At 70.4% G+C, this 23,214-nt stretch carries 20 protein-coding genes; 10 read left to right on the top strand and 10 right to left on the bottom strand.

Features of this window, described 5'->3' with window-relative positions:
- Positions 1–43 precede the first annotated feature (43 nt).
- The 5 genes from AQJ91_RS08335 to sucD all read left to right on the top strand — a co-directional run bounded on the left by AQJ91_RS08335 (position 44) and on the right by sucD (position 7,804).
- Positions 44–1,210 (top strand): VWA domain-containing protein, encoded by a 1,167-nt coding sequence (locus AQJ91_RS08335; protein WP_067017968.1) that lies wholly within the window; start codon positions 44–46, stop codon positions 1,208–1,210.
- 317 nt (positions 1,211–1,527) lie between these two features.
- A complete protein-coding gene (locus AQJ91_RS08330) occupies positions 1,528–2,496 on the top strand; it encodes a hypothetical protein (RefSeq protein WP_067017967.1) in 969 nt (322 codons plus the stop codon).
- 267 nt (positions 2,497–2,763) lie between these two features.
- On the top strand, positions 2,764–5,232 hold the full coding sequence (locus AQJ91_RS55285) for a hypothetical protein (RefSeq protein WP_234381900.1): 2,469 nt from the start codon (positions 2,764–2,766) through the stop codon (positions 5,230–5,232).
- Between the two features lie 487 nt (positions 5,233–5,719).
- Positions 5,720–6,898, top strand: coding sequence for an ADP-forming succinate--CoA ligase subunit beta (gene sucC, locus AQJ91_RS08320; protein WP_067017964.1), 1,179 nt, complete (start codon positions 5,720–5,722; stop codon positions 6,896–6,898).
- 21 nt (positions 6,899–6,919) lie between these two features.
- Complete coding sequence (gene sucD / locus AQJ91_RS08315; RefSeq protein WP_067017962.1) at positions 6,920–7,804, top strand: succinate--CoA ligase subunit alpha; 885 nt, start codon at positions 6,920–6,922, stop codon at positions 7,802–7,804.
- Positions 7,805–7,907: 103 nt separating this feature from the next.
- Here sucD and AQJ91_RS08310 read toward each other — a convergent pair whose 3' ends face one another.
- Complete coding sequence (locus AQJ91_RS08310; RefSeq protein WP_067017960.1) at positions 7,908–9,116, bottom strand: helix-turn-helix domain-containing protein; 1,209 nt, start codon at positions 9,114–9,116, stop codon at positions 7,908–7,910.
- Positions 9,117–9,212: 96 nt separating this feature from the next.
- Between AQJ91_RS08310 and AQJ91_RS53425 the strand changes: the two genes are divergently transcribed.
- Positions 9,213–10,964, top strand: coding sequence for a cell division protein PerM (locus tag AQJ91_RS53425; protein WP_079084760.1), 1,752 nt, complete (start codon positions 9,213–9,215; stop codon positions 10,962–10,964).
- A gap of 188 nt (positions 10,965–11,152) precedes the next feature.
- Here the strand turns inward: AQJ91_RS53425 and AQJ91_RS08300 are convergent, their stop codons facing one another.
- On the bottom strand, positions 11,153–11,941 hold the full coding sequence (locus tag AQJ91_RS08300) for a hypothetical protein (RefSeq protein ID WP_067017958.1): 789 nt from the start codon (positions 11,939–11,941) through the stop codon (positions 11,153–11,155).
- Between the two features lie 287 nt (positions 11,942–12,228).
- On the opposite strand from AQJ91_RS08300, the gene purN reads away from it, so the two are divergent.
- Both purN and purH read left to right on the top strand, forming a co-directional pair.
- On the top strand, positions 12,229–12,858 hold the full coding sequence (gene purN, locus AQJ91_RS08295; RefSeq protein ID WP_067017956.1) for a phosphoribosylglycinamide formyltransferase: 630 nt from the start codon (positions 12,229–12,231) through the stop codon (positions 12,856–12,858).
- A complete protein-coding gene (gene purH / locus AQJ91_RS08290; protein ID WP_067017954.1) occupies positions 12,855–14,438 on the top strand; it encodes a bifunctional phosphoribosylaminoimidazolecarboxamide formyltransferase/IMP cyclohydrolase in 1,584 nt (527 codons plus the stop codon). Before purN ends, purH begins: the two co-directional genes overlap by 4 nt.
- An 86-nt stretch (positions 14,439–14,524) precedes the next feature.
- On the opposite strand, the gene AQJ91_RS08285 is transcribed toward purH, so the two are convergent.
- From AQJ91_RS08285 to AQJ91_RS08255, 7 genes are all read right to left on the bottom strand, one after another.
- Positions 14,525–16,396: a serine/threonine-protein kinase gene (locus AQJ91_RS08285; protein WP_067017952.1), complete on the bottom strand. Its 1,872-nt coding sequence runs from the start codon at positions 16,394–16,396 to the stop codon at positions 14,525–14,527.
- 260 nt (positions 16,397–16,656) lie between these two features.
- Entirely contained in the window at positions 16,657–17,193 is a 537-nt protein-coding gene (locus AQJ91_RS08280; protein WP_067017950.1) for a peptidoglycan-binding domain-containing protein, read from the bottom strand.
- Between the two features lie 74 nt (positions 17,194–17,267).
- Positions 17,268–17,855, bottom strand: coding sequence for a peptidoglycan-binding domain-containing protein (locus AQJ91_RS08275; protein WP_067017948.1), 588 nt, complete (start codon positions 17,853–17,855; stop codon positions 17,268–17,270).
- A gap of 327 nt (positions 17,856–18,182) precedes the next feature.
- On the bottom strand, positions 18,183–18,842 hold the full coding sequence (locus AQJ91_RS08270) for a hypothetical protein (RefSeq protein WP_067017946.1): 660 nt from the start codon (positions 18,840–18,842) through the stop codon (positions 18,183–18,185).
- The gene (locus AQJ91_RS08265; protein WP_079084776.1) at positions 18,842–21,232 is read right to left on the bottom strand and encodes a glycoside hydrolase domain-containing protein; all 2,391 of its coding nucleotides are present in this window, start codon (positions 21,230–21,232) and stop codon (positions 18,842–18,844) included. The genes AQJ91_RS08270 and AQJ91_RS08265 overlap by 1 nt, the downstream gene beginning before the upstream one ends.
- Before the next feature lie 134 nt (positions 21,233–21,366).
- Positions 21,367–21,726 (bottom strand): ATP-binding protein, encoded by a 360-nt coding sequence (locus AQJ91_RS08260; RefSeq protein WP_067017944.1) that lies wholly within the window; start codon positions 21,724–21,726, stop codon positions 21,367–21,369.
- On the bottom strand, positions 21,723–21,926 hold the full coding sequence (locus AQJ91_RS08255; RefSeq protein WP_067017942.1) for a hypothetical protein: 204 nt from the start codon (positions 21,924–21,926) through the stop codon (positions 21,723–21,725). Before AQJ91_RS08255 ends, AQJ91_RS08260 begins: the two co-directional genes overlap by 4 nt.
- Positions 21,927–22,044: 118 nt before the next feature.
- On the opposite strand from AQJ91_RS08255, the gene AQJ91_RS08250 reads away from it, so the two are divergent.
- Both AQJ91_RS08250 and AQJ91_RS08245 read left to right on the top strand, forming a co-directional pair.
- A complete protein-coding gene (locus tag AQJ91_RS08250) occupies positions 22,045–22,899 on the top strand; it encodes a helix-turn-helix domain-containing protein (protein ID WP_067017940.1) in 855 nt (284 codons plus the stop codon).
- On the top strand, positions 22,880–23,083 hold the full coding sequence (locus tag AQJ91_RS08245; RefSeq protein WP_067017938.1) for a DUF397 domain-containing protein: 204 nt from the start codon (positions 22,880–22,882) through the stop codon (positions 23,081–23,083). Before AQJ91_RS08250 ends, AQJ91_RS08245 begins: the two co-directional genes overlap by 20 nt.
- Here AQJ91_RS08245 and AQJ91_RS48950 read toward each other — a convergent pair.
- Positions 23,080–23,214, bottom strand: a 135-nt coding sequence (locus AQJ91_RS48950; RefSeq protein ID WP_234381915.1) for an ALF repeat-containing protein, incomplete at its 5' end; no start/stop codon positions are given. The two genes, AQJ91_RS08245 and AQJ91_RS48950, sit on opposite strands and share 4 nt — an antisense overlap.

The following is a 23,214-nucleotide window of genomic DNA, read 5'->3' as shown; positions in this document are numbered from 1 at the left end:
CGGTGATCCCCCTGTGGGAACGGCTTCGTACGGGGGTGCGCGGATGACGGCCGAGTCGATGGATCCGGCGGCACAGGAGCGGCTGCGGCGCTGGCGGCTCGTGCTCGGCGGCGACAGCGCCGACGGCACGGGATGCACGCTCTCCGGGCGGGACGCCGCGATGGACGGGACGCTCGCCGCGCTCTACGGCAAGGGAGACAAACCGCGGAGCGGGAAGGACCGTTCGGCGGGGCTCGGGGCGTCGGCGCCGTCCGTGGCGCGGTGGCTCGGGGACATCCGGACGTACTTCCCCTCCTCCGTCGTCCAGGTCATGCAGCGCGACGCCATCGACCGGCTCGGCCTGTCCGCGCTGCTGCTGGAGCCGGAGATGCTGGAGGCGGTCGAGGCCGACGTGCACCTGGTCGGCACGCTGCTCTCGCTGAACAAGGCGATGCCGGAGACGACGAAGGAGACGGCACGGGCCGTCGTACGCAAGGTTGTCGAGGACCTGGAGAAGCGGCTCGCCACGCGCACGCGGGCCACGCTCACCGGGGCCCTGGACCGCAGCGCGCGTATCAGCCGGCCGCGCCACCACGACATCGACTGGAACCGCACCATCGCGGACAACCTCAAGCACTACCTGCCGGAGTACCGCACGATCGTGCCGGAGCGGCTCATCGGGTACGGGCGGGCGTCGCAGTCCGTGAAGAAGGAGGTCATCCTCTGCATCGACCAGTCCGGGTCAATGGCGGCATCCGTCGTCTACGCCTCCGTGTTCGGGGCGGTGCTGGCGTCCATGCGGTCCATCAGCACCCGGCTCGTCGTCTTCGACACGGCGGTCGTCGACCTCACCGACCAGCTCGACGATCCGGTCGACGTGCTGTTCGGCACCCAGCTCGGCGGCGGTACGGACATCAACCGGGCGCTCGCGTACTGCCAGTCGCAGATCACCCGGCCCGCCGAGACGGTGGTCGTGCTGATCAGCGACCTGTACGAGGGCGGCATACGGAACGAGATGCTGAAGCGGGTCGCGGCGATGAAGGCGTCCGGAGTGCAGTTCGTGGCGCTGCTCGCGCTGTCGGACGAGGGGGCGCCCGCGTACGACCGGGAGCACGCCGCCGCACTCGCCGCGCTGGGTGCGCCGACCTTCGCCTGTACGCCCGATCTGTTCCCGGAGGTAATGGCGGCGGCGATCGAGAAGCGGCCGATTCCGGTGCCGGACACGGTGTGAGGGTGGTGCGAGGGCGGTGCGAGGAGGGGACGGAGGGGGCTGTTCCAGGGGGATTTGTCGACCCGGTGACACCGGCTTCGGCCAGCAAAACGGACATGAGTACGCATCGGTAGCGGGGGGCTTGCGCAACCTCAGGAGGGCCGTGCGAGTATCGACGCCTCGTCAGCGGTGCGCCGTAGCTCCGCTCGTCCGTACCGCGTAACGCCGACTCGTCGCTCGTCTGCTCGTCAGCTCGACTGCTCGACTGCTCGACTGCTCGTCACGCGTACTTCGTAGGTTCGTCATTCGTTCCGCCGCACGGGAGGACCCGTTCCCTGTTGACCTGGCCGGCCGCTCTGCCCGGAGCCGCTCTGCGCGTCCTGCGCGCGGCGGCCGGGCGGCGTGCGCTGCAAGTGGTGCTGCTGGTGGGTGGGTTGTTCGCGCTCGGGTTCCTCTGCGGGGAGCAGGCGCATGCGGCGGACGGGGCGCCGGCGGTCGGTACGACGGTGACATCCGTCGGTTCGACCATGTCCTCGCCCACGTCCCCCACCTCCTCCAACTCCTCCAACTCATCCAACTCATCCACGCGGAGCGCGGTCGAGGAGTTGGTGAGTGTCCCGGCCGAGCCCCGCGTTCCCCAGGGCAACGCTCCTCAGGACAACGGCCCGGTGACCGAGCGTGTCCTGCGGCCGGTCGGTGATGTGGTCGGGACCGTGACCGAGGGCTTGGCCGAGGTGCGGGAGAAGGTGCCGCCGCTGTCGTCGCTGCCTGCCCTGCCGACGATGCCCGAGTCGCCGTCGGCACCGGGCTGGCCGGACGCCCCGGGTTGGCCGGACGTCCCGGAGCCGCCGGAACTCCCCGGCCTCCCGGGGCTGCCCGCACTGCCCGGACAGACGCTGCCCGCGCCCATCACCACGGCGCCGCAGCCCGGCTCCACCATGCCCTCCTCGTCGGGCGACGGACACGATGACGACGGGAGACGGCGTTCCGAGACGGCGACCGCGACCGCCGTCCACGGGCCGTTGGCCGACACCGGAGCGCACCGCGGCTCCACGAACCGCACCGGCGCCCACCGCGCCGCGCCCACCGGGTACGCCCCCGCGCACCATGCGCCCGCCGATCACCCGGACGGTGCGCTGATCAACCACTCCGCGATCGACAGTAACTCGTCGCGGCACGGCGGCGACGCGCACGCCGTCTCCCTGAACCACCGGGCGCCCCTGCGGCTCGTGCCCGGCGCCGCCGCGCGCGTCGACGCGGACGAGATCCGGGACAGGCACCGGGACATTCCGGTTTCCCCCGCCTAGGCCGGCCGGCCCTTCCCCCGCCGTAGACCTGCCGCGCGGGGGCGGAACAGGTCTGCCCGCCCGTCTGGACGCCCCCTTGCTCCGGACGAAAGCCGCCGGAGCCGTATCCGAGCCCCTTGGTCTCCCACCCCCCGGACCACGCCCGGAAACCGCTGCCGGACTGTCCCCAGCCCTTCGAAGTCCCGGAATCTCCGTCCCGAACCTCCGGTACGGCACGGAAGCCGCGGATCTTCGGAGCACCCAAAGATCTAGGGATCTGACGCACGCATGAACAAGAACATCCGCCGTTCCATCGTCATAGCCGCCGGTGTCACCGGCGCCTGGGCGCTCGGTTCCACCGTCGCCAGCGCGGACGAACTGCCCGCCTCCGCCCTCTCCGCACCGGACGCGACCGACACCACGGACGCCGCCGGTGACACCGATCTGCTCGGCACGGTCGCCGACACCGTCGACGGCGTCGTCTCCGACGTGACGGACACCGTCACCGGCGTCACCAGCGCCGCGACCAGCACCACCGAGACCGTGCGGCAGACCGCACCCACCACCCCGACGACCACCGCCGACCAGGCCCGCCGCTACGTCGACGCCGAGGTCGGTGTCACGTCCTCGGCCAAGGCCAAGGGTGGTGCCGCCCAGGTCATCCAGGGCGCCAAGGCCGCCCGCGCGGACAAGGCGGTGGAGAAGGCCGCCGCCAAGGTCAAGGGCGAGGCCGCCACGGCCGTCCACGATGTCGTCACCGACGCGAAGGACGTCCCGACCGCGCCCGGGGATGCCATCGACTACCTCTTCGGCCCGCTCGCCGTTTTCGCCCCCGAACTGGAGCGGGCGCTCGCCGCCGCGCAGACGAAGCTGCAGGGCACGCAGGTGGCGGCGCGTTCCCAGGCGCAGGGCGTCGAGGGCGTCGTGCGGACGAAGGCGCAGTACGCCGCCGTGGGCGCGGGCCGCACCGCGGCGGGCGCGCACGGCACCGCGCAGACCACGGTCACCGGTGCCGAGGCCCGGGGCGCAGGCCTCGCCGCCACGGCTGACGGCGAGGCCGGCAAGGTCAAGGCGGCCGCCGAGGCCACCGTCTCCTCCGTCCCGAGCCATGTCACCGGCACCGTCGGTGGTGTGCAGCAGAGGGTCGTCGGCACGGTGGGCGGCGTTCAGCAGCAGGCCGTCGGGACCGTCACGGGTGTGCAGCAGCAGGCCACCGGATCCGTCACCGGCGTTCAGCAGCAGGCCGTCGGGACCGTCACGGGTGTGCAGCAGCAGGCCACCGGATCCGTCACCGGCGTTCAGCAGCAGGCCGTCGGGACCGTCACGGGTGTGCAGCAGCAGGCCACCGGATCCGTCACCGGCGTTCAGCAGCAGGCCGTCGGCACCATCGGCGCCGTGCCTGGCAAGGTCACCCCGGTCGTGGAGCAGACCGCTGTCGCGGCCGTTCCGCCGGTGGCCGGTGCTGCTGTGGACGGTGTGCTGCCGGTTGCCGGGCAGGCCGTCGGGCAGGTACGGCCGACCGTCGAGCATGCCGTCGCCGGAGTCGTGCCCGCCGCCACCGGCACCGTGGCCGGGGTCGCCCCGGTCGCCGGGCATGCGGTGGACGGCGTGACGCCGGTGGCCGGCGGCGCCGTGAGCGGCGTGACCTCGGTCGCCGGTGGCACGGTGGATGGCGTGAGCCCGGTCGCCGGCCACGCGGTCGACGGTGTCGTACCCGTCGCGCACGGCGCGGTCGCCGGCGTCGCGGGTTCCGCCGGGCACACCGTGGACGCCGCCACCGCCCTGGCGTACGGCGTCGTCGCCGACGTCCAGCCGGTCGCCGCCGGTGCCGTCCAGGGCGTGCAGCCGGTCGCCTACGGGGCCGTCTCCGGTGTCCAGCCGGTCGCCGCCGGTGCCGTCCAGGGCGTGCAGCCGGTCGCCTACGGGGCCGTTTCCGGTGTCCAGCCGGTCGCCGCCGGTGCCGTCGCGGGCGTGCAGCCGGTCGCCGGTGGAGTCGTGCAGGGCGTGCAGCCCGTGGCCCACGGTGCGGCCGCCGACGTCCAGCACCTCGCCACCGGCGCGTTCGCGGACGTCCAGCCGGTCGCCTACGGGGCCGTCTCCGACGTGCAGACCGTCGCGAACGGCGTCGCCACGGACGTACCCCCCTACGCCACCGGTCTGACCGGTCATCTCGCCGCCGATGGCACGGGCGCCGTACTGCCGCCCGTCGCGGACACCGCGGTGCACGGCGTCGTGCCGGTCGCCGGGCAGGCGGTCGCGGACGCGGGTGCGGTGGCGTACGGCGTCACGGGTGACGTCCAGCCCTTCGCGTACGGCGTGGCCGGTGAGGCCGACCCGTTCGTGTACGGCGTGGCCGGGCAGGCCGTGCCCTTCGGCGAGGGCGTCGTGGGCGAGGCGCAGCCGTTCGCGTACGGCGTCACCGGTGCCGTGCAGCCCCTCGTCGACACCGTCGTGGACACCGTCAGCCCGGTGGTGCAGGGCGTCGGCGGCGGCGCCACGACGCTGGCGTACGGCGTCGGGGGTGACGCCCAGTCCTTCGCGTACGGCGTGGCCGGTGAGGCCGACCCGTTCGTGTACGGCGTGGCCGGGCAGGCCGTCCCCTTCGCGCAGGACCTGACCGGGATCGTCCAGGACACCACCGGCCCGCTCGCCGGGAACGCCGTCGCCGGTGCGCAGGGCGTCGCCCAGTCGATCACCCCGGGCTATCTGCAGAACGCGCAGTACGGCAGCACGTACAGCAACACGTACGGCGTCTGACCTTCCCGACACCCGATCGCCGTATCCGCACCCCACGGATGTGGCACGGCGTCCGACCGACTCCGCGAGGTCGAAGGCCACGGACGGCCGAAAACCGTCGGTCCGTCCGGCCGTCGGCCCGCGGAACGGCCGGGTGATTCCCATTGGGGTGGGGATCACCCGGCCAGAGCCCGCCAGGGGCGGCCCATTCGTGCCTCTTCGGGCTGTTCAAGGGACCTCACCGGGTCAACCCCAACCCGGTGAGGTCCTGCACGTCCGGCACTCTGTGCCAGTGATTTCGGCATCGTGTGACAGGTATCACCGCTCAGGTGTGACCCGCGATTTAGAGACCCCCGGCGAGCGGCGATAACCTGCGAGACGGACATGCCGCGCGCTCGGACACCGTGTGCGCCTCCCTTGTGACTGACAGACGGCGGACGTCACGTTGCCCTCGCGGCACGCCCACGCAGACAACGAACCGCGAGATCACTGATAGGGACGGAAGCGCGTGGACCTGTTCGAGTACCAGGCGAGGGACCTCTTCGCCAAGCACGATGTACCGGTGCTGGCCGGTGAAGTCATCGACACGCCTGAGGCGGCCCGCGCAGCCACTGAGCGCCTCGGTGGCAAGTCCGTCGTCAAGGCCCAGGTGAAGGTCGGCGGCCGTGGCAAGGCCGGTGGCGTGAAGCTCGCCGCCACCCCGGACGAGGCCGTCGCCCGCGCGACGGACATCCTCGGCATGGACATCAAGGGCCACACGGTCCACAAGGTGATGATCGCCGAGACGGCCCCGGAGATCCTGGAGGAGTACTACGTCTCCTTCCTCCTCGACCGTGCCAACCGCACCTTCCTCTCCATCGCGTCCGTCGAGGGCGGCGTGGAGATCGAGGAGGTGGCGGCCAGCCGTCCGGAGGCCGTCGCCAAGACGCCGATCGACGCCAACGAGGGTGTCACCGAGGAGAAGGCCCGCGAGATCGTCGCGGCCGCGAAGTTCCCGGCCGAGGTGGCCGACAAGGTCGTCAACGTCCTCGTGACGCTGTGGAAGACCTTCATCGAGGAGGACGCCCTCCTCGTCGAGGTCAACCCGCTGGCCAAGGTCGCCTCCGGCGACGTCATCGCCCTCGACGGCAAGGTCTCCCTGGACGAGAACGCCGAGTTCCGTCAGCCGGAGCACGAGGCCCTGCAGGACAAGGCGGCGGCCAACCCGCTCGAGGCCGCGGCCAAGGAGAAGAACCTCAACTACGTCAAGCTCGACGGTGAGGTCGGCATCATCGGCAACGGCGCGGGTCTCGTCATGAGCACCCTGGACGTCGTCGCGTACGCCGGTGAGGCGCACGGTGGGGTCAAGCCCGCCAACTTCCTCGACATCGGCGGCGGCGCCTCCGCGGCCGTCATGGCGAACGGCCTGGAGATCATCCTCGGCGACCCGGACGTCAAGTCCGTGTTCGTCAACGTCTTCGGCGGCATCACCGCCTGCGACGAGGTCGCCAACGGCATCGTGCAGGCGCTGAAGCTCCTGGAGGACCGCGGCGAGGACGTCACCAAGCCGCTCGTCGTCCGGCTGGACGGCAACAACGCCGAGCTGGGTCGTCAGATCCTCTCCGACGCCAACCACCCGCTGGTCCAGCGCGTGGACACCATGGACGGCGCGGCCGACAAGGCCGCCGAGCTCGCGGCTGCGAAGTAAGGAAGAGGGACAGACACAGCCATGGCTATCTTCCTCAACAAGGACAGCAAGGTCATCGTCCAGGGCATGACCGGTGCCACGGGCATGAAGCACACCAAGCTCATGCTGGCCGACGGCACGAACATCGTCGGTGGCGTGAACCCGCGCAAGGCGGGCACGTCGGTCGACATCGACGGCACCGAGATCCCGGTATTCGGCACGGTCGCCGAGGCGATCGAGAAGACGGGCGCGAACGTGTCCGTCCTCTTCGTGCCGCCGGCCTTCGCCAAGGCCGCCGTCGTCGAGGCGATCGACGCGGAGATTCCCCTCGCGGTCGTCATCACCGAGGGCATCGCGGTCCACGACTCGGCCGCGTTCTACGCCTACGCCGTGTCGCAGGGCAACAAGACCCGGATCATCGGCCCGAACTGCCCCGGTCTCATCACCCCGGGTCAGTCGAACGCCGGCATCATCCCGGGCGACATCACCAAGCCGGGCCGCATCGGTCTGGTCTCGAAGTCCGGCACGCTGACGTACCAGATGATGTACGAGCTGCGGGACATCGGCTTCTCGTCGGCCGTCGGCATCGGTGGCGACCCCGTCATCGGTACGACCCACATCGACGCGCTCGCCGCGTTCGAGGCGGACCCCGACACCGACCTGATCGTCATGATCGGTGAGATCGGTGGCGACGCCGAGGAGCGGGCCGCGGCCTTCATCAAGGAGAACGTGACCAAGCCGGTCGTCGGCTATGTCGCGGGCTTCACCGCGCCCGAGGGCAAGACCATGGGTCACGCGGGTGCGATCGTGTCCGGTTCGTCCGGTACGGCCGCGGCGAAGAAGGAGGCCCTCGAGGCCGCCGGCGTCAAGGTCGGCAAGACGCCGACCGAGACGGCGAAGCTGGCGCGTGAGCTGCTTGCCGGCTGAACGGTTTCTTAGCTGAGCGCCTGTGGGCCCGTTTCCCCTTGGTGGGACGGGCCCACCGGCGTCTCTGAAGGCACCGTTGGCCCGAACGGTGCCCGGCGGACAGTCACTCGGTCGTGGGCACCAGCCGGTCAGGGCCGCTCGCCGTCTCGCCCCGCAGCTTCGCGCGCAGCGCGATCTCAGCCCCCGACAGCGGTCCCGGCGCCACCTTCGGCGGTACCCCCTGCACCGCCGCCCCCGGTGCGACCGGCGGCTCGTAGTGCGTGGCTGCCGTGTGCACCGTCAGGACTGTCGTGCCGATCAGGGCGATCGTGAAGGCGATCGCGGCCCTCGTCCAGAAGCGGGCTCTTCGCTCGCTGTCCGTTCGGACTGTCGTGGGCTTGGCCGCGCGCAGGCGTTCGCCCGAGGCGACCTCGGCGAGGCGGTGGTGCAGTTCGGTGGGGTCGGCCAGGTCCGGGAGGCGGGCGGCGACGGCCTCACGGGCGTGGAGGAGACGGTGAGCTGCCGCCGGGGTGGTCGCCTCCGTCTCTGCCGCCGTGTCCGGCAGGTCGAGGCCTACACCGTCGTAGAGGACGAGCGTGCGGCGGTGGTGCGGCGGGAGTTTCAGGAGTACGTCCAGCAGGGCGCGGTCGGCGGCGTCGGCGGGCGGTGGTTCGGGGTGCCGGTAGCGGGGGCGGAAGCGGTGCCAGGGGGAGAGCGCGTACTCGTACGCCGCCGCCCGCATCCAGCCCGCCGGGTCGCGGTCGCGGGCGACCTCGGGCCAGCGCTGCCAGGCGAGTTGGAAGGCCCGCTCGACCGATTCGCGGGCGAGTTCGCGGCGGCCGGTGAGTAGGTAGGTCTGCCGTACGAGCGCCGGGGCGCAGAACGCGTACAGCGCGTCGAAGGCCTGAGCGGGGGTCAGGGGTGAGGGGTCGGGGGCCGGTTCCGCCGATTCCGAGTCTGGTTTTGGTTCTGGTTCTGGTGTTGGTGTTGGTGTTGGTGTTGGTTCTGGGTCCGGATCCGGTTTTGGCTCCGGTTCCGGTTTTGGTTCCGAGCTTGGTTCCAGCTCCAACTCCAGTTTCGGTTTCGGTTTCGGTTTCGGTTCGAGCTTCAGTTCCGGTTCTCGCTCCTTGCTCTCCGCGAGCTTGTCCAGCAGGCGCGCGTACGCCTTTCTTTTTCGGCCGCGGGGAGTTGTACGGCCGGACTCCCACGCACGTACCGTCTCGCGGGTGACGCCCACCCGCGCCGCGACCTGAGCCTGCGTCAACGACCCGGCCTCGCGCAGGCGTCGGCGTTCCTTGGGCGGGGGGAGCGGGATGGCAGGGCTCTGCGTCACAGGGCGCCCCTTCGTGCGAAAAAGTACATAAACATATATTGAGTGACACGACGGAGGTTCGCCTGTTACGACGGGAAAACGTGTGTCGTTGGGAGCATGGCGGGCGTGATCCAGATGACCGCTCGCCGATCGCCGTTGTCGTTCCTGCTCACTCCGATGCGTGACCGATCACCCGGACTGGCCGCCGGCTTCCTGGGTGGTGTGCTGGCGGCGGGGCTGGGGCTGGGTTCGTTCGCCGTGCTGGTGATGGTGCTGTGGATCAGCTCGCCGTATCCGGACAGCGGGCCGGGGGGCGCGTTGCATGTCGCGGCCGCGCTGTGGCTGCTGGCGCACGGGGCGGAACTGGTCCGTACGGACACGCTGTCCGGCGTGCCCGCGCCGGTGGGTGTCACGCCGCTGCTGCTTGTCGTGGTGCCGGTGTGGCTGGTGCACCGGGCGGCCCGGGACGCGGCGTCGGCGGACGGGGATGCCGATGGGGACGGGGAGGGTGGCGGGGCGCCTGTCGCCTCGGGGCGTACGGCGTGGGTCGGCGTGGTGCTCGGCTATCTCGGCGTCGGCGTGGGTGTCGCCGCTTATGCCGCGGGTGGTCATCTGCGGCCGGCGTGGGTGTGGACGGGCGTGTGTGTGCCGGTCGTTGTGATGGTGGCGGCGGGGGTGGGGGTGTGGACGGCGTACGGGCGGCCGCGTGAGGTCGTCGACAGTGTGCTGGTTGTGCTGCCGGCGGGGGTGCGGCGGCTGGTGCTCGGGGCGGAGGCGCGGGCTCGTCTCGGCGTGGCCGCGCGGGCTGCGGGGGCCGGGGCGGCGGTGCTCGTCGGGGGTGGAGCGGTGCTGCTGGGGGCGTCGCTGGTGTGGCACGGCGGCGCGGCACGGGAGGCGTTTCTGCAGCTGACTGAGGGGTGGTCGGGGCGGTTCGCGGTGCTGTTGCTGTGCGTGGCGTTGGTGCCGAACGCGGCGGTGTGGGGGGCGGCGTATGCGTTGGGGCCGGGGTTCGTGTTGGGAGCGGGGTATGTGGTGGGGCCGGTGGCTTCGGAGCCGGCGCCGTTGTTGCCGCCGTTTCCGTTGCTGGCGGCCGTGCCGGATGCGGGGGTGGGGACGGCTGTGAATTGGGGGGCTGGGGTGGTGCCGGTGGTGGGGGGTGTGGTGGTGGGGTGGTTTGTGGCGAGGGGTGCGGTGGGGCGTGGTGCTGGTGGTGTCGGTGTCGGTGCTGATGGACGTGGGCGCGGGGGTGAGGGTGCTTGGTCGTGTGGGCGGACCGTTGGGGTTGCTGGGCTGGCGGGGGTGCTGTGTGCGGTTGTGGTTGCTGTGCTTGCCGGGGTGGCGGGCGGGCCGCTCGGGGGTGGCGCGCTTGCTCGGTTCGGGCCGGTGTGGTGGCAGGCGGGGGGTGCGACCTTGGGGTGGGTCGTGGGGGTGGGGGTGCCTACCGCGGTGGGGGTGCGGGGGTGGCGGTGCCGGGAACGCCGGAAGCGTGGGGTGGAGGCGGGGATGCGGATCGGTAGGCCTCGGGTGGGGGCGTCGTCGGAGGAGAGGCGTGCGGGGCGGCGGCGACGGATGCGGTGGGCGTTGCCTTTGGGGGGCGGCTGGTCCTCGCGGGGGAAGGGGGCCGGGCGGCGGGGGACTGTGACGCCGGCGGGATCGGGTGGGGTGGGGGTGGCCTACGACCAGGACAGTGCGTACCCGGTGTTTGAGCCGGTGTCCGGCCCGGTGTCCGGCCGTGACGTTGTGCCGTCGGACTTCGGTGAGGACGGCGCCTATACCGTCTACGCCACCGATCCCACCTTCGAGCCGTACGACTTTCTTCCCGCCGAGCCTTCAGGGGCGCCGTCGGAGTCTGCGGAGGACGCCACGTGACAGTGGTCGTGGGGGTGGGTTTCGCCCCCGCCGCCCCTACCCTTCCCGTCCTCCAGGGGCTCCGCCCCTTCGACCCCGCCAGGGGGCTCCGCCCCCTGGACCCCCGGCCTTTGCCCACCCACCACCCGTTTACGGTCGGGAGAGAGGCTGGGCCGTTTACGGTCGGGGAAGAGGCCGGCCCCGCGACCTCAGCCGTTCGTCCCCAGCAGGTCCCTCAGCTCCTCCGGCAGATGCTGCTCGCAGGCCTGCCTCGCCTCGTTCGTCAGGGCGTCGGACGTGCAGGTGTAGTAGTCGCTGTAGACCAGCTTGGCGGTGAAGCCGGCCGCGACCAGGAGGATCGCCAGGGATGCCGTGACCAGGCCGCTGATCGCCGCCGACGTCTGGGGGCGGCCCTGGGTCGCGGGGGCCGGGGTGTCCGGGTCGGGGGAGCGGGGCTTGGTGCGGAGGGAGCTGATCCCCCAGTAGAGGGAGAGCGCGCCCAGCAGCAGGGCGACGTACGGCCAGGCGAACAGGGCGAAGAAGAAGGCCCACATGCCGCAGAGCAGGGCGTACCGCGCGTGCCGCTGGGCCGGGTCCTTGGGGTCCCAGCGCAGGTTCGTGCCGCCGCCGGAGCCGCCGCCCTGGCCCTCGGGGCTCTGGCCGCCACCGGGGCGCTCGCCGAAGCCGCCGGGGGAGCGGCCGGGCTGGCGGTCGCTCCACTGGCTGCCCCAGGGGGAGTCGTCGCCGCCTTCGCCTCTCTGGTCCTGGTCCTGGTCCTGGTCGCCGGCCGTCGGGCGGCGCGGCTGCCAGGGGCGGTCCGGGCTGCCCTCCGGCGGTGGCGCGAACGGGTTGTCGTCTCCCTGCGTGCCGCCGCGCTGCTCGTCGCCGGGCGCGTCCGGAGGTGAGGCGGGGCGCTCCCGCAGCAGCACGCCGCTGTGCTCCCCTCCCTGCACCGACTGCGGGGGGAGTGTGAGGAGTCGCAGGCTGCGGTCCGGCATCAAGTGAGCGTCTTCCCCTTGTTGATTACGACTGCCTTGTTGAGCTGTCACATCGTGAACGCACCGCACACCGACCGCGTTCCCGAGCTCGCTCCTCGCAGACGCTACCTTCCGGCCACGCCCCCGTCCCACGGGGGCCGCCCGGTGTGCCGGTATCGTTGCTGACGGTCGGCTGGTTCGTAGACTTCCCCGTATCCCGGGGCGCGAAGCATTCGTACGAACGTACATGTCACGGACGTACAAACCACCGGCCCGTTGCAGACGTACCCCCGAGAAAGGGCCCCACCGTGGCCGCCAAGCCCGTGGCCAAGCGCCTCGTCGTGCTGGTCTCCGGATCCGGCACCAACCTTCAGGCGCTGCTCGACGAGATCGCCGCCACCGGTGCCGAGGCGTACGGCGCCGAGGTCGTGGCCGTCGGCGCCGACCGCGAGAACATCGAGGGGCTCGCGCGTGCCGAGCGCGCCGGGCTGCCGACCTTCGTGACGAAGGTGAAGGACTACGGGAGCCGTGAGGAGTGGGACGCCGCCCTTGCCGAGGCCGTCGCCGCCTACGAGCCCGACCTCGTCGTCTCCGCCGGGTTCATGAAGATCGTGGGCAAGGAGTTCCTCGCGCGCTTCGGCGGGCGGTTCGTGAACACCCACCCCGCGCTGCTGCCCAGTTTTCCCGGCGCCCACGGCGTCCGCGACGCGCTCGCGTACGGCGCCAGGGTCACCGGCTGCACCGTCCACTTCGTCGACGACGGAGTCGACTCCGGACCGATCATCGCTCAGGGCGTGGTGGAGGTCCGGGACGAGGACGACGAGAGCGCTCTGCACGAGCGCATCAAGGAAGTCGAGCGAAGGCTGCTCGTCGATGTCGTGGGGCGGATCGCCCGCAACGGCTATCGCATTGAGGGACGAAAGGTAGTTATCCAGTGACCGCCGACCGCACTGTCACGGCCGAGAGCACCAAGCGGGCCATCCGTCGCGCGCTCGTCAGCGTCTACGACAAGACCGGGCTGGAGGAGCTCGCGCGGGGGCTCCACGAGGCGGGCGTCGAGCTCGTCTCCACCGGGTCCACCGCCGGCCGTATCGCCGCCGCCGGCGTCCCCGTCACCAAGGTCGAGGAGCTCACCGGGTTCCCCGAGTGCCTGGACGGCCGCGTCAAGACCCTGCACCCCAAGGTTCACGCCGGCATCCTCGCCGACCTGCGCATCGAGGACCACCAGCGGCAGCTGGCCGAGCTGGGCATCGAGCCGTTCGACCTCGTCGTCGTCAACCTCTACCCGTTCCGCGAGACCGTCGCGTCCGGCGCCTCGCCCGACGAGTGCGTCGAGCAGATCGACATCGGCGGCCCCTCCATGGTGCGCGCCGCCGCCAAGAACCACCCGTCGGTGGCCGTGGTCACCAGCCCGGCGCGGTACGCCGACGTCCTGGACGCCGTGCAGAACGGCGGCTTCGACCTCACCACGCGCAAGCGGCTCGCGGCGGAGGCCTTCCAGCACACGGCCGCGTACGACGTGGCGGTGGCCGGCTGGTTCGCCGGCTCCTACGCCCCGGTCGACGACTCCCAGTTCCCGGACTTCCTCGGCGCCACCTGGGAGCGCAAGAACACCCTCCGCTACGGCGAGAACCCGCACCAGCCGGCCGCGCTGTATGTCGACGGCACTGGTGGTGGACTGGCGGAGGCGGAGCAGCTGCACGGCAAGGAGATGTCGTACAACAACTACACGGACACGGACGCCGCCCGCCGTGCCGCGTACGACCACGCCGATCCCTGCGTCGCGATCATCAAGCACGCCAACCCCTGCGGCATCGCGGTCGGCGCGGACGTCGCCGAGGCGCACCGCAAGGCACACGCGTGTGACCCGCTGTCGGCGTTCGGCGGCGTGATCGCCGTCAACCGGCCGGTGTCGAAGGAGATGGCGGAGCAGGTCGCCGAGATCTTCACCGAGGTCATCGTCGCGCCCGACTACGAGGACGGCGCGCTGGAGGCCCTCGCCAAGAAGAAGAACATCCGCGTGCTGAAGGCCGCCGCCGCCCCCGCCAACCCCGTCGAGCTCAAGCCCGTCGACGGTGGCGCGCTGCTCCAGGTGACCGACCGCCTCCAGGCCGACGGCGACGACCCCGCCAACTGGACGCTGGCGACCGGTGAGGCGCTGAGCGAGGCGGAGCTGTCCGAGCTCGCCTTCGCCTGGAAGGCGTGCCGCGCGGTGAAGTCCAACGCGATCCTCCTCGCCAAGGACGGCGCCTCGGTGGGCGTCGGCATGGGGCAGGTCAACCGGGTCGACTCCGCGAAGCTGGCGGTGGAGCGGGCGGGCGCCGAGCGCGCGCAGGGGGCGTACGCCGCCTCGGACGCCTTCTTCCCCTTCCCGGACGGCCTGGAGATCCTCACCGAGGCCGGCGTGAAGGCCGTGGTCCAGCCCGGCGGTTCGGTCCGTGACGAACTGGTCGTGGAGGCCGCGAAGAAGGCGGGCGTCACGATGTACTTCACGGGGACGCGGCACTTCTTCCACTGACGTGACGTGACGTGACGTGAACGGGCGAGGGCCCGCCGGTCGGTGACGACCGGCGGGCCCTCCGTCATGCCGAGCTCATGCCGAGATCACGTCGAACTGCGCAGTGCGGCCCAGGTGTTGGGGCCGACGTCGCCGTCGACATCCAGGCCCTTGGCGCTCTGGAACTGCTTGACCGCCTTCAGGGTGTCGTTGCCGAACTGGCCGTCCACGCCCGAGTCGCCGACGCTGTAGCCGCGCTTGGTGAGCATGCACTGCACCTGGACGACGCGTTGGTTCTTGTCGCCGTAGGTGGTGAGTTCGGTGCCGGAGTAGTAGGTGCACTGGGAGTTCCAGGGCGCGGGGGCCGGGGCCGGGGTGGTCTTGGTGACCGTGGGGGTCGGTTCGGCGCCGCCGCCGGTGGCGCCGCCGCTTCCGTCGCCGTCGTGGGTGGCGGTCGCGGCGGGTACGGCCCCTGTGCCGCCGGCGGCTCCGGAGCCGGAGGTGCCGCTGGTCCCGCTGTCCTTGTTGTCGTCCGTGCCCTGGTCCTTGTCTTTCTCCTTCTCCTTCTCCTGCTCCTTCTCCTTGTCCTTCTCCTTGGCGGAGGGGGAGGCGGAGGCGCTGGGGAGGGGCGGCGTCGGGGCGGCGTCCGGGGTGGTGGCGGTGGCTGCCGTCGGGGCGGCGGAGGTCGTCTCCGTGGAGCTCGGACGGGTGAGGAAGAAGGCTCCGGCCGCTACGGCACACACGGCGACCGCGGCCACGACAGCTAGGTACGGCGCCTTGCGCCTGCGGCGGGTGCTGTTCTCGCCGGGCACGGTGGTGGCCGGGGGGTGGGGGGAGGAGGCGTACTGCCCGGGTGGCGTGGACGGACCGCCGTACTGGCCCGGCGGGGTCGGTGCTCCGTAGGCCCCGGGCGGCGTCGGCGGGCCGAACCCCGGGCCGGGGGCGGGAGCCGGGACGCGCTCCGTCGGTGCGCGGAAGTGGCCGGTCTGCTGGGCCGAGGCGCCTTCGAGGAGGGCGCAGCCCTGCTGGCGGGCGTGCAGGCGGCCGGCCAGGGGTTCCTGCCAGGCGGGGGCGGGACCGTGACCGGCGGACGCGGCGGCGCCGATCAGCTGCTGCGGGGTGGGGCGCCGGGCGGGGTCCTTGGCGAGGCAGGCGGAGAGCAGCGCGGCCAGCCCGGGGTCGGCGGCGGCGACTTCGGCCATGACCTCGGGCCTGGGCTCCTCGAAGGCGACGCGGTGCATGACGTCGACGCCGGTTCCGTCACCGAAGGGGGCGTTGCCGGTGGCGGCGTAGACGAGGGAACAGGCGAGGGAGAAGACGTCGGAGGCGGCGTCGCAGCGGCCCTCGCGCAGGTACTCGGGCGACATGTAGGCGGGTGTGCCGACGCGGTTGCCGGTCGAGGTGATCGCGCTGCTGTCGGCGGCCTGCGAGATGCCGAAGTCGATGACGTGGGCGCCCTGGAGGGACAGGATGACGTTGGAGGGCTTGAGGTCGCGGTGGACGACCCCGGCGGCGGTCAGCGCCGCGAGCGCCTGCCCGAGGTCGGCCACCAGCCGCCGCACGCCGGCCGGTTCCAGCGGGCCGCACTCGCGGACGGCGTCGGCGAGGTTGAGGCCGGGCAGGTACTGGGTGGCCATCCACAGCAGCTCGTCCTCGAACCCGGTGCCGAGCAGATGCGGCGTGCGCGGGGTGTGGACGCGGGCGTGCACGGCGGCCTCCCGCTCGAAGCGCCGCCGGAACTGCGGGTCTTCGGCGTACTCGGGGCGGATCACCTTCACGGCGGCGAGCCCGGGGCTGTCGTCGGCGGGGCGGGCGAGATAGACCCGGCCCATGCCGCCGCTGCCGAGCAGGCCGAGCGACACGTACGGGCCGATGCGACTGGGGTCGGCGGGCCGCAGCGGCGTCGCCCCGGCTTGTTTCAGCGCGGCGTCACCGGACCCCGGGCTGTACGACGGTGTGGGGTGCCGCTGGTCTGTCATGGATCCCCCGTGTGCTGTGCTGTTCTGTGCTGTTCTTTCTCCACGTGATCAACGTGCTTATGCGTCACGCCAGTGGATGCGAGGCTATCGTGCCGGGACGGGGAGTACCCCGGAGGCGCAGGAGTGCGGAGGCTGCGGCGCCCATGACGGACGCCGCAGCCGGTTGAACGCACGCCTCCCCCCGGTGACGTGTGAACACTGTGACGGGATGACGGGCCGGGCGGTACCTGGAACTATCCAGGGTGATGGCGGAGATTGCCTCAGTAGTGGCTGATGGTCCGGCTGCGGAGGTAGATGCGCGTCCCCGTCTCGAAGACGTAGACCCCGTCGCCCTGCATGACCTTGTGGAGGTGGTAGGCGCCGCCGTCGTGATACTTGGAGGTGTCTCCGCGGTGGAGTTCCACGTACCCGAAGAGCCCGCCGCTGCTGTAGTGCACGGTGGAGCCGTTCCAGCGGAGCCGGTCGTCGGCCTTGCTCCAGGTGGCGTCGCCGACCCATCCGTCGGCGGTCAGGCCGTAGCGCTTCTGCCACTCGATGGTGGCCGCCTTGGTCTGAGCGCCGAAGTAACCGTCGATGTCATAGGTCTCGATCAGGTGCTCGGCGGCCAGGATGCTCTGCCACAGCATGACGATGTCGGTGTTCGAGGATTCGCTGCAGCCGTAGCACAGCGAGTTGCCGAGTTCCTCGAAGTGGTCGCCGAAGTCGTCGGTGAGGGCGCCGGCGCCGTCGACGAAGGTGGTGCCGTACGCCCCGGAGTTCCCCGCGTACGCGGCCTGCGCCGGGCTGACGGTCAGCATCGTCGACAGTCCCGCGGCCAGTACACCGAGGCCGAGCTTCCAACGGGTCTGAGCATGAGTGTGTTCCTTCCGGGTCAGAGAGTGGTCAGCTGGTTGAACTCGACACGTGTGCCGCGGATCGACTTGACGCCGTCGTACTGGTACACCTCGGCGAGTTTGTAGGCTCCGCTGTCAGTGACCTTCGACGTGCTGCCGCGGTGGAAGATCACCGCACCGGACTGGTATTTCCCGGTGTAGGAGACGTCGATGTTGGAGAGCCATACGAGCCGGTCGTCGGCCTTCCTCCAGGTGTTGTTCCCGACCTTGCCGTCCGCGCCCAGGCCGTAACGGTTCTGCCAGGCGATCGTGGCGTCTCTCGTTCCCGGGCCGAACTTCCCGTCGATGTCACCGAAGTCGAGAAGATCCTCGGCCACCAGGATGCTCTGCCAGAGGACGACGATGTCGGTGTTCCAGGAGTTTCCGCAGCCGTAGCAAAGGGAGTTGCCGAGTTCGTCGAAGTGGTCGCCGAAGTCGTCGGTGAGGGTGCCGGCACCATCGACGAAGCTGGTGCTGTAGGCCCCGGAGTTCTGCGAGTACGCGGCCTGTGCCGGGGTGACGGTGAGCAGGGTCGACAGGCCCGCGACCAGGATGCCGAGGCCGATTTTCCCTCGTAGCTTGACCATGGGTGTGTTCCTTTCGGACGTGAGTGAGGTGATCGGCAACCGCTCGCGCTGCTGCCGAACTTGATGCCCTTGACCCGGTGGGTACCGGCGAGGCCGCCTCCGGTGTTGCTGCCGGTGGACCCGATGCGGTCTCCCTGGCACGTTCCGTTGGTCCCGTAGTAGACGCGCTTGCCGCTCTTGTTGTAGATGCCGCCGACGGGATAGCCGTTGGGATAGACGCTGCTCTGGAAGCCGTGCATCCAGGAGCAGATCTGGTCGGCGTTGCGGGTGTTCGTGCTGTACGAGCACTTGTGGGTGAGGGCGGCGTCGTTTCCGTGGTCGGGGTGGTCAGTTGTCGGCCTGCACCTGCTCGAGCCGACGCGCCTTGGCTCGCCGTTCGCGTGCCGTCGGGTCGTCCACCGCGCCGGGGCGTGGTCCGTTCCGCTTGACGGAGCGGTTGTCGAAGGTGGCGGTGAGACGCGTCAGGGTCTTCGAATCAGGGCGTACATCGATCTGGAAGTGGCCCTCGGCGGCCGGGGAGAGATCGGCGCCCCACCTCACCACGCCGTCGCAGTCGGCGAGGATGTCGCGGACGATCGCCTTCTGGTGCGGCCACAGGCCGTCGCCCGCCCCGGGCAGGGCGATGGCTGTACCGGACAGGTAGTTCGACTCGAAGGCTGCCGCTACCGCGCGGTCGGTGCGGTGTCCCAGAACGTCCTTGGCACCACGCAACGGGCTGACCTCGTAGTGCCAGCGTCTCGCGACGTGCAGGAGGAGCGCGGCAGCGCCTGGGTGCAGGCGTACCGTGGCGGGGGAGCCCTCGATGCGGAACGGCTCGATGGTGTCCGCTTCGATGGACCAGCCGTTGTCGCTGTGGTCCGCGCTCCAGGTCTTCGTGTTCGCGGCGGCGGCCGTGGCGTCGGCGGCGGCCTGTGCGGGACGGGGCAGTGCCACCAGTGCGGCGGTCGCCCCGGCCCCCAGCAGCAGCGTGCGGCGGTCGATGGTCATCACGAGCCCTCCTCGGCCTCGACTCGGTCGGTCAACGCCCAGCGGAAGCCCAGCAGGAAGGAGTTCAGCTCCGACGCGGGGATGGAGGTGGGCAGCTGGTCGGTGTCGTCCAGCAGGATCTGCAGCCCAAAGAGTTCTGCGGCGGCCTGAACCAGGTCGTCGCTGGCGAGAGCGTCCCTGGCCAGGTCTTCGACGGTCGCGTAGTCGGCGCCGAACCGGTCGCTGTAGAAGGCGCCCCAGCGGTGGGTGGCGATGACGTCGCCGCCAGGTGCCGTCCGTGTGTAGTAGTCCGCCACGGCCTGCGAGATGCGCTGTCCGGACCGGATACGGCGACCGAGGTTGAACGCGTCCGCGTCCTCGATGAAGTCCGCGTAGCCGAAGGTGGCGTCGACGTCGGTCCGGGCGAGGCGGTCCTGACAGAACGCCAGGCCACTGGGGTAGGCGTCCCTCTTCCTGCGCCACTCGGCGTAGAAGGTCAGCAGGTCGCCGCCCCAGCCGGCGATGTCTCCGAAGTTCGTCCCGCTCGTGTCGGTCGGGTATTTCATGGCGCCCTGAGTGGAGGCCATCAGGTGCTGGGTGCCGAGCGTCTGCTGGGTGACCGGGTCGGTGAACTCGTCGAAGTCCCGCACGGAGATGTCCCGGTCCTGCACATGCTGGATCCACTCTTTTTCGATCGGGCTGAGCAGGACGTTCCACTTGAGATCGTTGTAGATCCCGTACCGGAAGAACTCGATGACCAGCTGGTTCCGGCTCTTGTCGTAGGGGTTTTCGTAGAAGTCGGCCGCGGCTTCCAGCTTCTGGAGGGCGACGACGAACTGGTCGAGGCCCGGCGCGGGGGAGTTGACCGAGTCGGAACCGGGGTCGGTCGTCTCCCGCCACACGTCGTGGTCGAGGTCGCGTACGCCGTCCCCGTCGAAGTCGTACTCGCGGATCTGGTTGATCGACCAGTTGCGCGGCAGCGGATAGCCGAGGTTCCCGGAGAACCCCCAGGACATCCCGCTGACGAAGGACCAGCGGGCGCCGGTGTTGCGGGACACCTGGTCGCACACGTTCCGCGAGCCGTACACGCCGAACTGGTAGTAGTTGCCGCGCTGGGCCAGGCCGGAGCGGACGCCCTTGAAGTACGGAATGATGTTCGAGTTGATCTCGGTGCCGATGGCGTCGTAGTCGACCGCGAAGTAGATGCAGGTGCCCCGGTTGAAGCCGAATCCCCTGGCCTTCTGGTACGCCTTCTCGGCGTCTTCCTCGCCCCTCGCGAAGTCGAACTCGCTCGCCTCCCCGCCGTAGTACTGGGAGATCGGGAAGACCCGCAGTCCGCAGTCGAAGATGGTCCGGAGCTCGCCGGGCTTGATGACCTTGTCGAGCCAGCCCTGGTCGCCCTCGCTCAGCTTCTCGTCCAGGTAGCGGCCGACGAGACGGTACCCCTTCTCGTACAGGGCCTTGCCGCGTGCCTGCGTGATCTCCGTGATGCCGTCGCATCCCTTGGCCGGGCGGGTCGGATCCCCCATGGAGACCAGCAGTTGTGCCCAGGTCTGGTAGTCGCCCGTGGCGTTGACCGGTTCCAGCTGGGAGAAGCGCTTGAACGCGCGGAGCCACTCGCCCTGGGCCGCCCCGTCGGCGGACCAGTCGTAGGGGTACTCGCCGTAGTCCTCGTCATACGTGGGGGAGTTGAACAGGCAGGCCACCCGGAACAGGTAGGCGAGCGGGCCGTCGTCCCCGGGGTAGACGGGGTTGCTCTTCAGGCCCGCGATGGTCTTTTCCCCGAAGTATCCGTTGATGTCGGCCTTGGCGATGCCGATCTCGTACTGGATGGCCATCATCAGCCCCTGCTGGACGTCACGCGAGTACACGCCGTCGCAGGGGACGAGATTCATGGCGGGGATCCGGATGCCCACCACGTAGCGGGAGTTGAGGTGGCGCTGGATGCCCTGGGTCAACGTGTCGCCGCCCGCCACCAGGCGGAACTGGTCCATGCGCAGCAGCGCCTTGGTCACACGGGCCCACAGCTCGGCGCCGATCTGCAGTTCGCGCGGGATCCCCACGTCGACGTAGAGCTCCTTGAGCGAGCTCTCGGCCGTGGAGTCCCAGGTGTCAGACGATGCCGAGCCGTAGTAGCCCTTGCACCACAGGGCGTAGTTGTAGATCCGGACGATGTTCTTGTTCGTCTCCGAGCCGGGTCTGAGGTTGCGTGCCTGGACCTTCGCGAACGTGCCGGGCCCGAAGTTCTGCACGGTCGGTGAGATCCCCAGCTCATGCTGGAGACCCTGGGTGAGGCTGAGCACGGTGCCCCATCCGGTCCTGCCGTCTTCGTCGCAGTCTCTGTACCCGTCCACGCCGGCGTAGGTCGCGTTCACCCATCTCTGGGCCGCGAGCACGTTCGGATCACTCATGCCATTTTCTCCCCCTGCGAATGTCCTGACTTCCCGGGCGAGCCTTACTTTGGCGGGAGTTACGGATGAGGTGACCCTGCAACATTTCAGGATGACTGCCGGTGCAATGTGTGGAACACGTGCCTTCGGGCTGCTCAGATCTCGCACCAGATCGTCTTGCCTCCCGACGCCTGCTCCACGCCCCAGCGCAGCGCGAGTGCGTCGAGCAGGAGGAGGCCGCGGCCGGTTTCGTCGTCGCCGGATGGATGGCGCAGGACCAGCCAGGCGTGCACGTCCGGGTCGGTGACCTCCAGGCGCACGGCGCCGGCCGGTGTCCGGGTCAGACGCAGGGTCACCGGGGTGCCCTCGCCGAGGTGGGTGATGACGTTGGTGAGCAACTCGCTGACGCAGAGCTGGACGTCGGGGCATGGGATGCCCAGGTGCTCGCGCACGGCATGGCGGGCCTCGGGTACGGCCTTGGGGAGCGCCGGCAGTTCGAGGACGAGTGGCGTCACCGGTCGGCCGCCTTGCGGAGGGCGGCGGTCAGGGCGTGGGCGGTGGCGAGGTTGCAGTTTCCGAGCGTGATGAGCGGTGGGGCGTACGGGGCGGAGAGGGAGGTCGGTTCGACGCGCACGGAGGGGAGTCTGACGCCGTTCGCCTCCAGCGCGGCGCGGAGTTGTTCGACGTGGGTGTCGGCCTCGTGGGGGTCGGTCATGGCCGTACGCCTTTCTGTGTGCGCTCGGTGACGAATCACTCACACAGTGGCGTGGATCGGCGTACCGTCAAAGACGTTTGGGCTTCACTGCGGGGAATGTGGAGAAGGGTGGTCAAGGGTGGCTGGGGCCAAGGACATTGACGGCTCAGCGAGTGTTCCCGAGTTCTACGGCAAGGAGTTGCGGTGGAAGCGGGAGGAGGCGGGGCTGTCGCAACAGGACGCGGTGACCGGGTCGTTCTACTCGCCGACCTATCTGAGCGAGATCGAGCGCGGGCAGCGCCGTATGCCGGAGGATCTGGCGCATCACGTCGACCGGGTGCTGAAGACGGACGGGTTCTTCGGGCGGCGGTGCGGGGATGTGCGGAAGGCGCGAAAGAAGGGGCACGCCGAGTACTTCGAGCGGGTGCTGGAGGCGGAGAAGCACGCGGAGACCATTGAGGAATGGTGTCCCACCGTCGTCCCCGGGCTGTTGCAGACGGCGGCGTACGCGCGGGCGGTGGTGCTGGCGGCTCACCCGTACATGTCCGACGACAAGGTGGAGGAGAAGGTGAGCGCCCGGTTGGCGCGGGCCCGTCTCTTCGAGGACGACGCCAAGCAGCCCGAGTACTGGGTGATCCTGCCCGAGGTGTTGCTGCGCAACCCGATCATCCCGCCGGAGGAGATGGCCGTACAGCTGGAGAGCATCGCGGCGTTGGCGCGGCGGCGCCGGATCACTCTACAGATCCTTCCGTGGAACTGCGGACCGCATCCGCTCATGCTGGGCATGGCCAAGATCATGACCTTCCCGGACGCCCCACCCCTCGTCTACACGGAGTCGTCGTACAGCGGTGACACCATCGACGACCCGGCCCTCGTGAAGAGGTACCGCAAGGCATACGATCGGCTCAGGGCCGCCGCACTGCCGCCTGAGGCGTCCCTCGCCATGATCGAGGCAGCGGCAGAGGACTACCGAAATGGCAAGCAACAGGACTGACTTGAGCACGGCTGTTTGGCGGAAGAGCAGCTACAGCAATGGCGACGGCGGCGACTGCGTCGAGGTCGCTCACAACCTCCCCGGCACAGTCCCCGTCCGCGACTCCAAGAACCCCCAGGGCCCAGTCCTCGCGTTCCCCCACGATTCCTGGGCCCTGTTCCTCGGCTCGCTCCAGATGTCCTAGGCTCCCGAATCCACCTGGTACCGCCCCACCTCCAGGAAGTACCGCAGCTCCTCCGGCGTGCCGTCGATGACATCCTCGGCCGCCGTGCGCAGCGCGTCGCTGATGGTCGGGTCGGCCAGGATGCGGGCGAC

This window comes from Streptomyces dysideae, assembly GCF_001514305.1.
Taxonomy (GTDB): Bacteria; Actinomycetota; Actinomycetes; order Streptomycetales; family Streptomycetaceae; genus Streptomyces; species Streptomyces dysideae.
The sequence above is the reverse complement of the archived record's forward strand: the minus strand, read 5'-3'. Positions and strand labels throughout refer to the sequence as shown.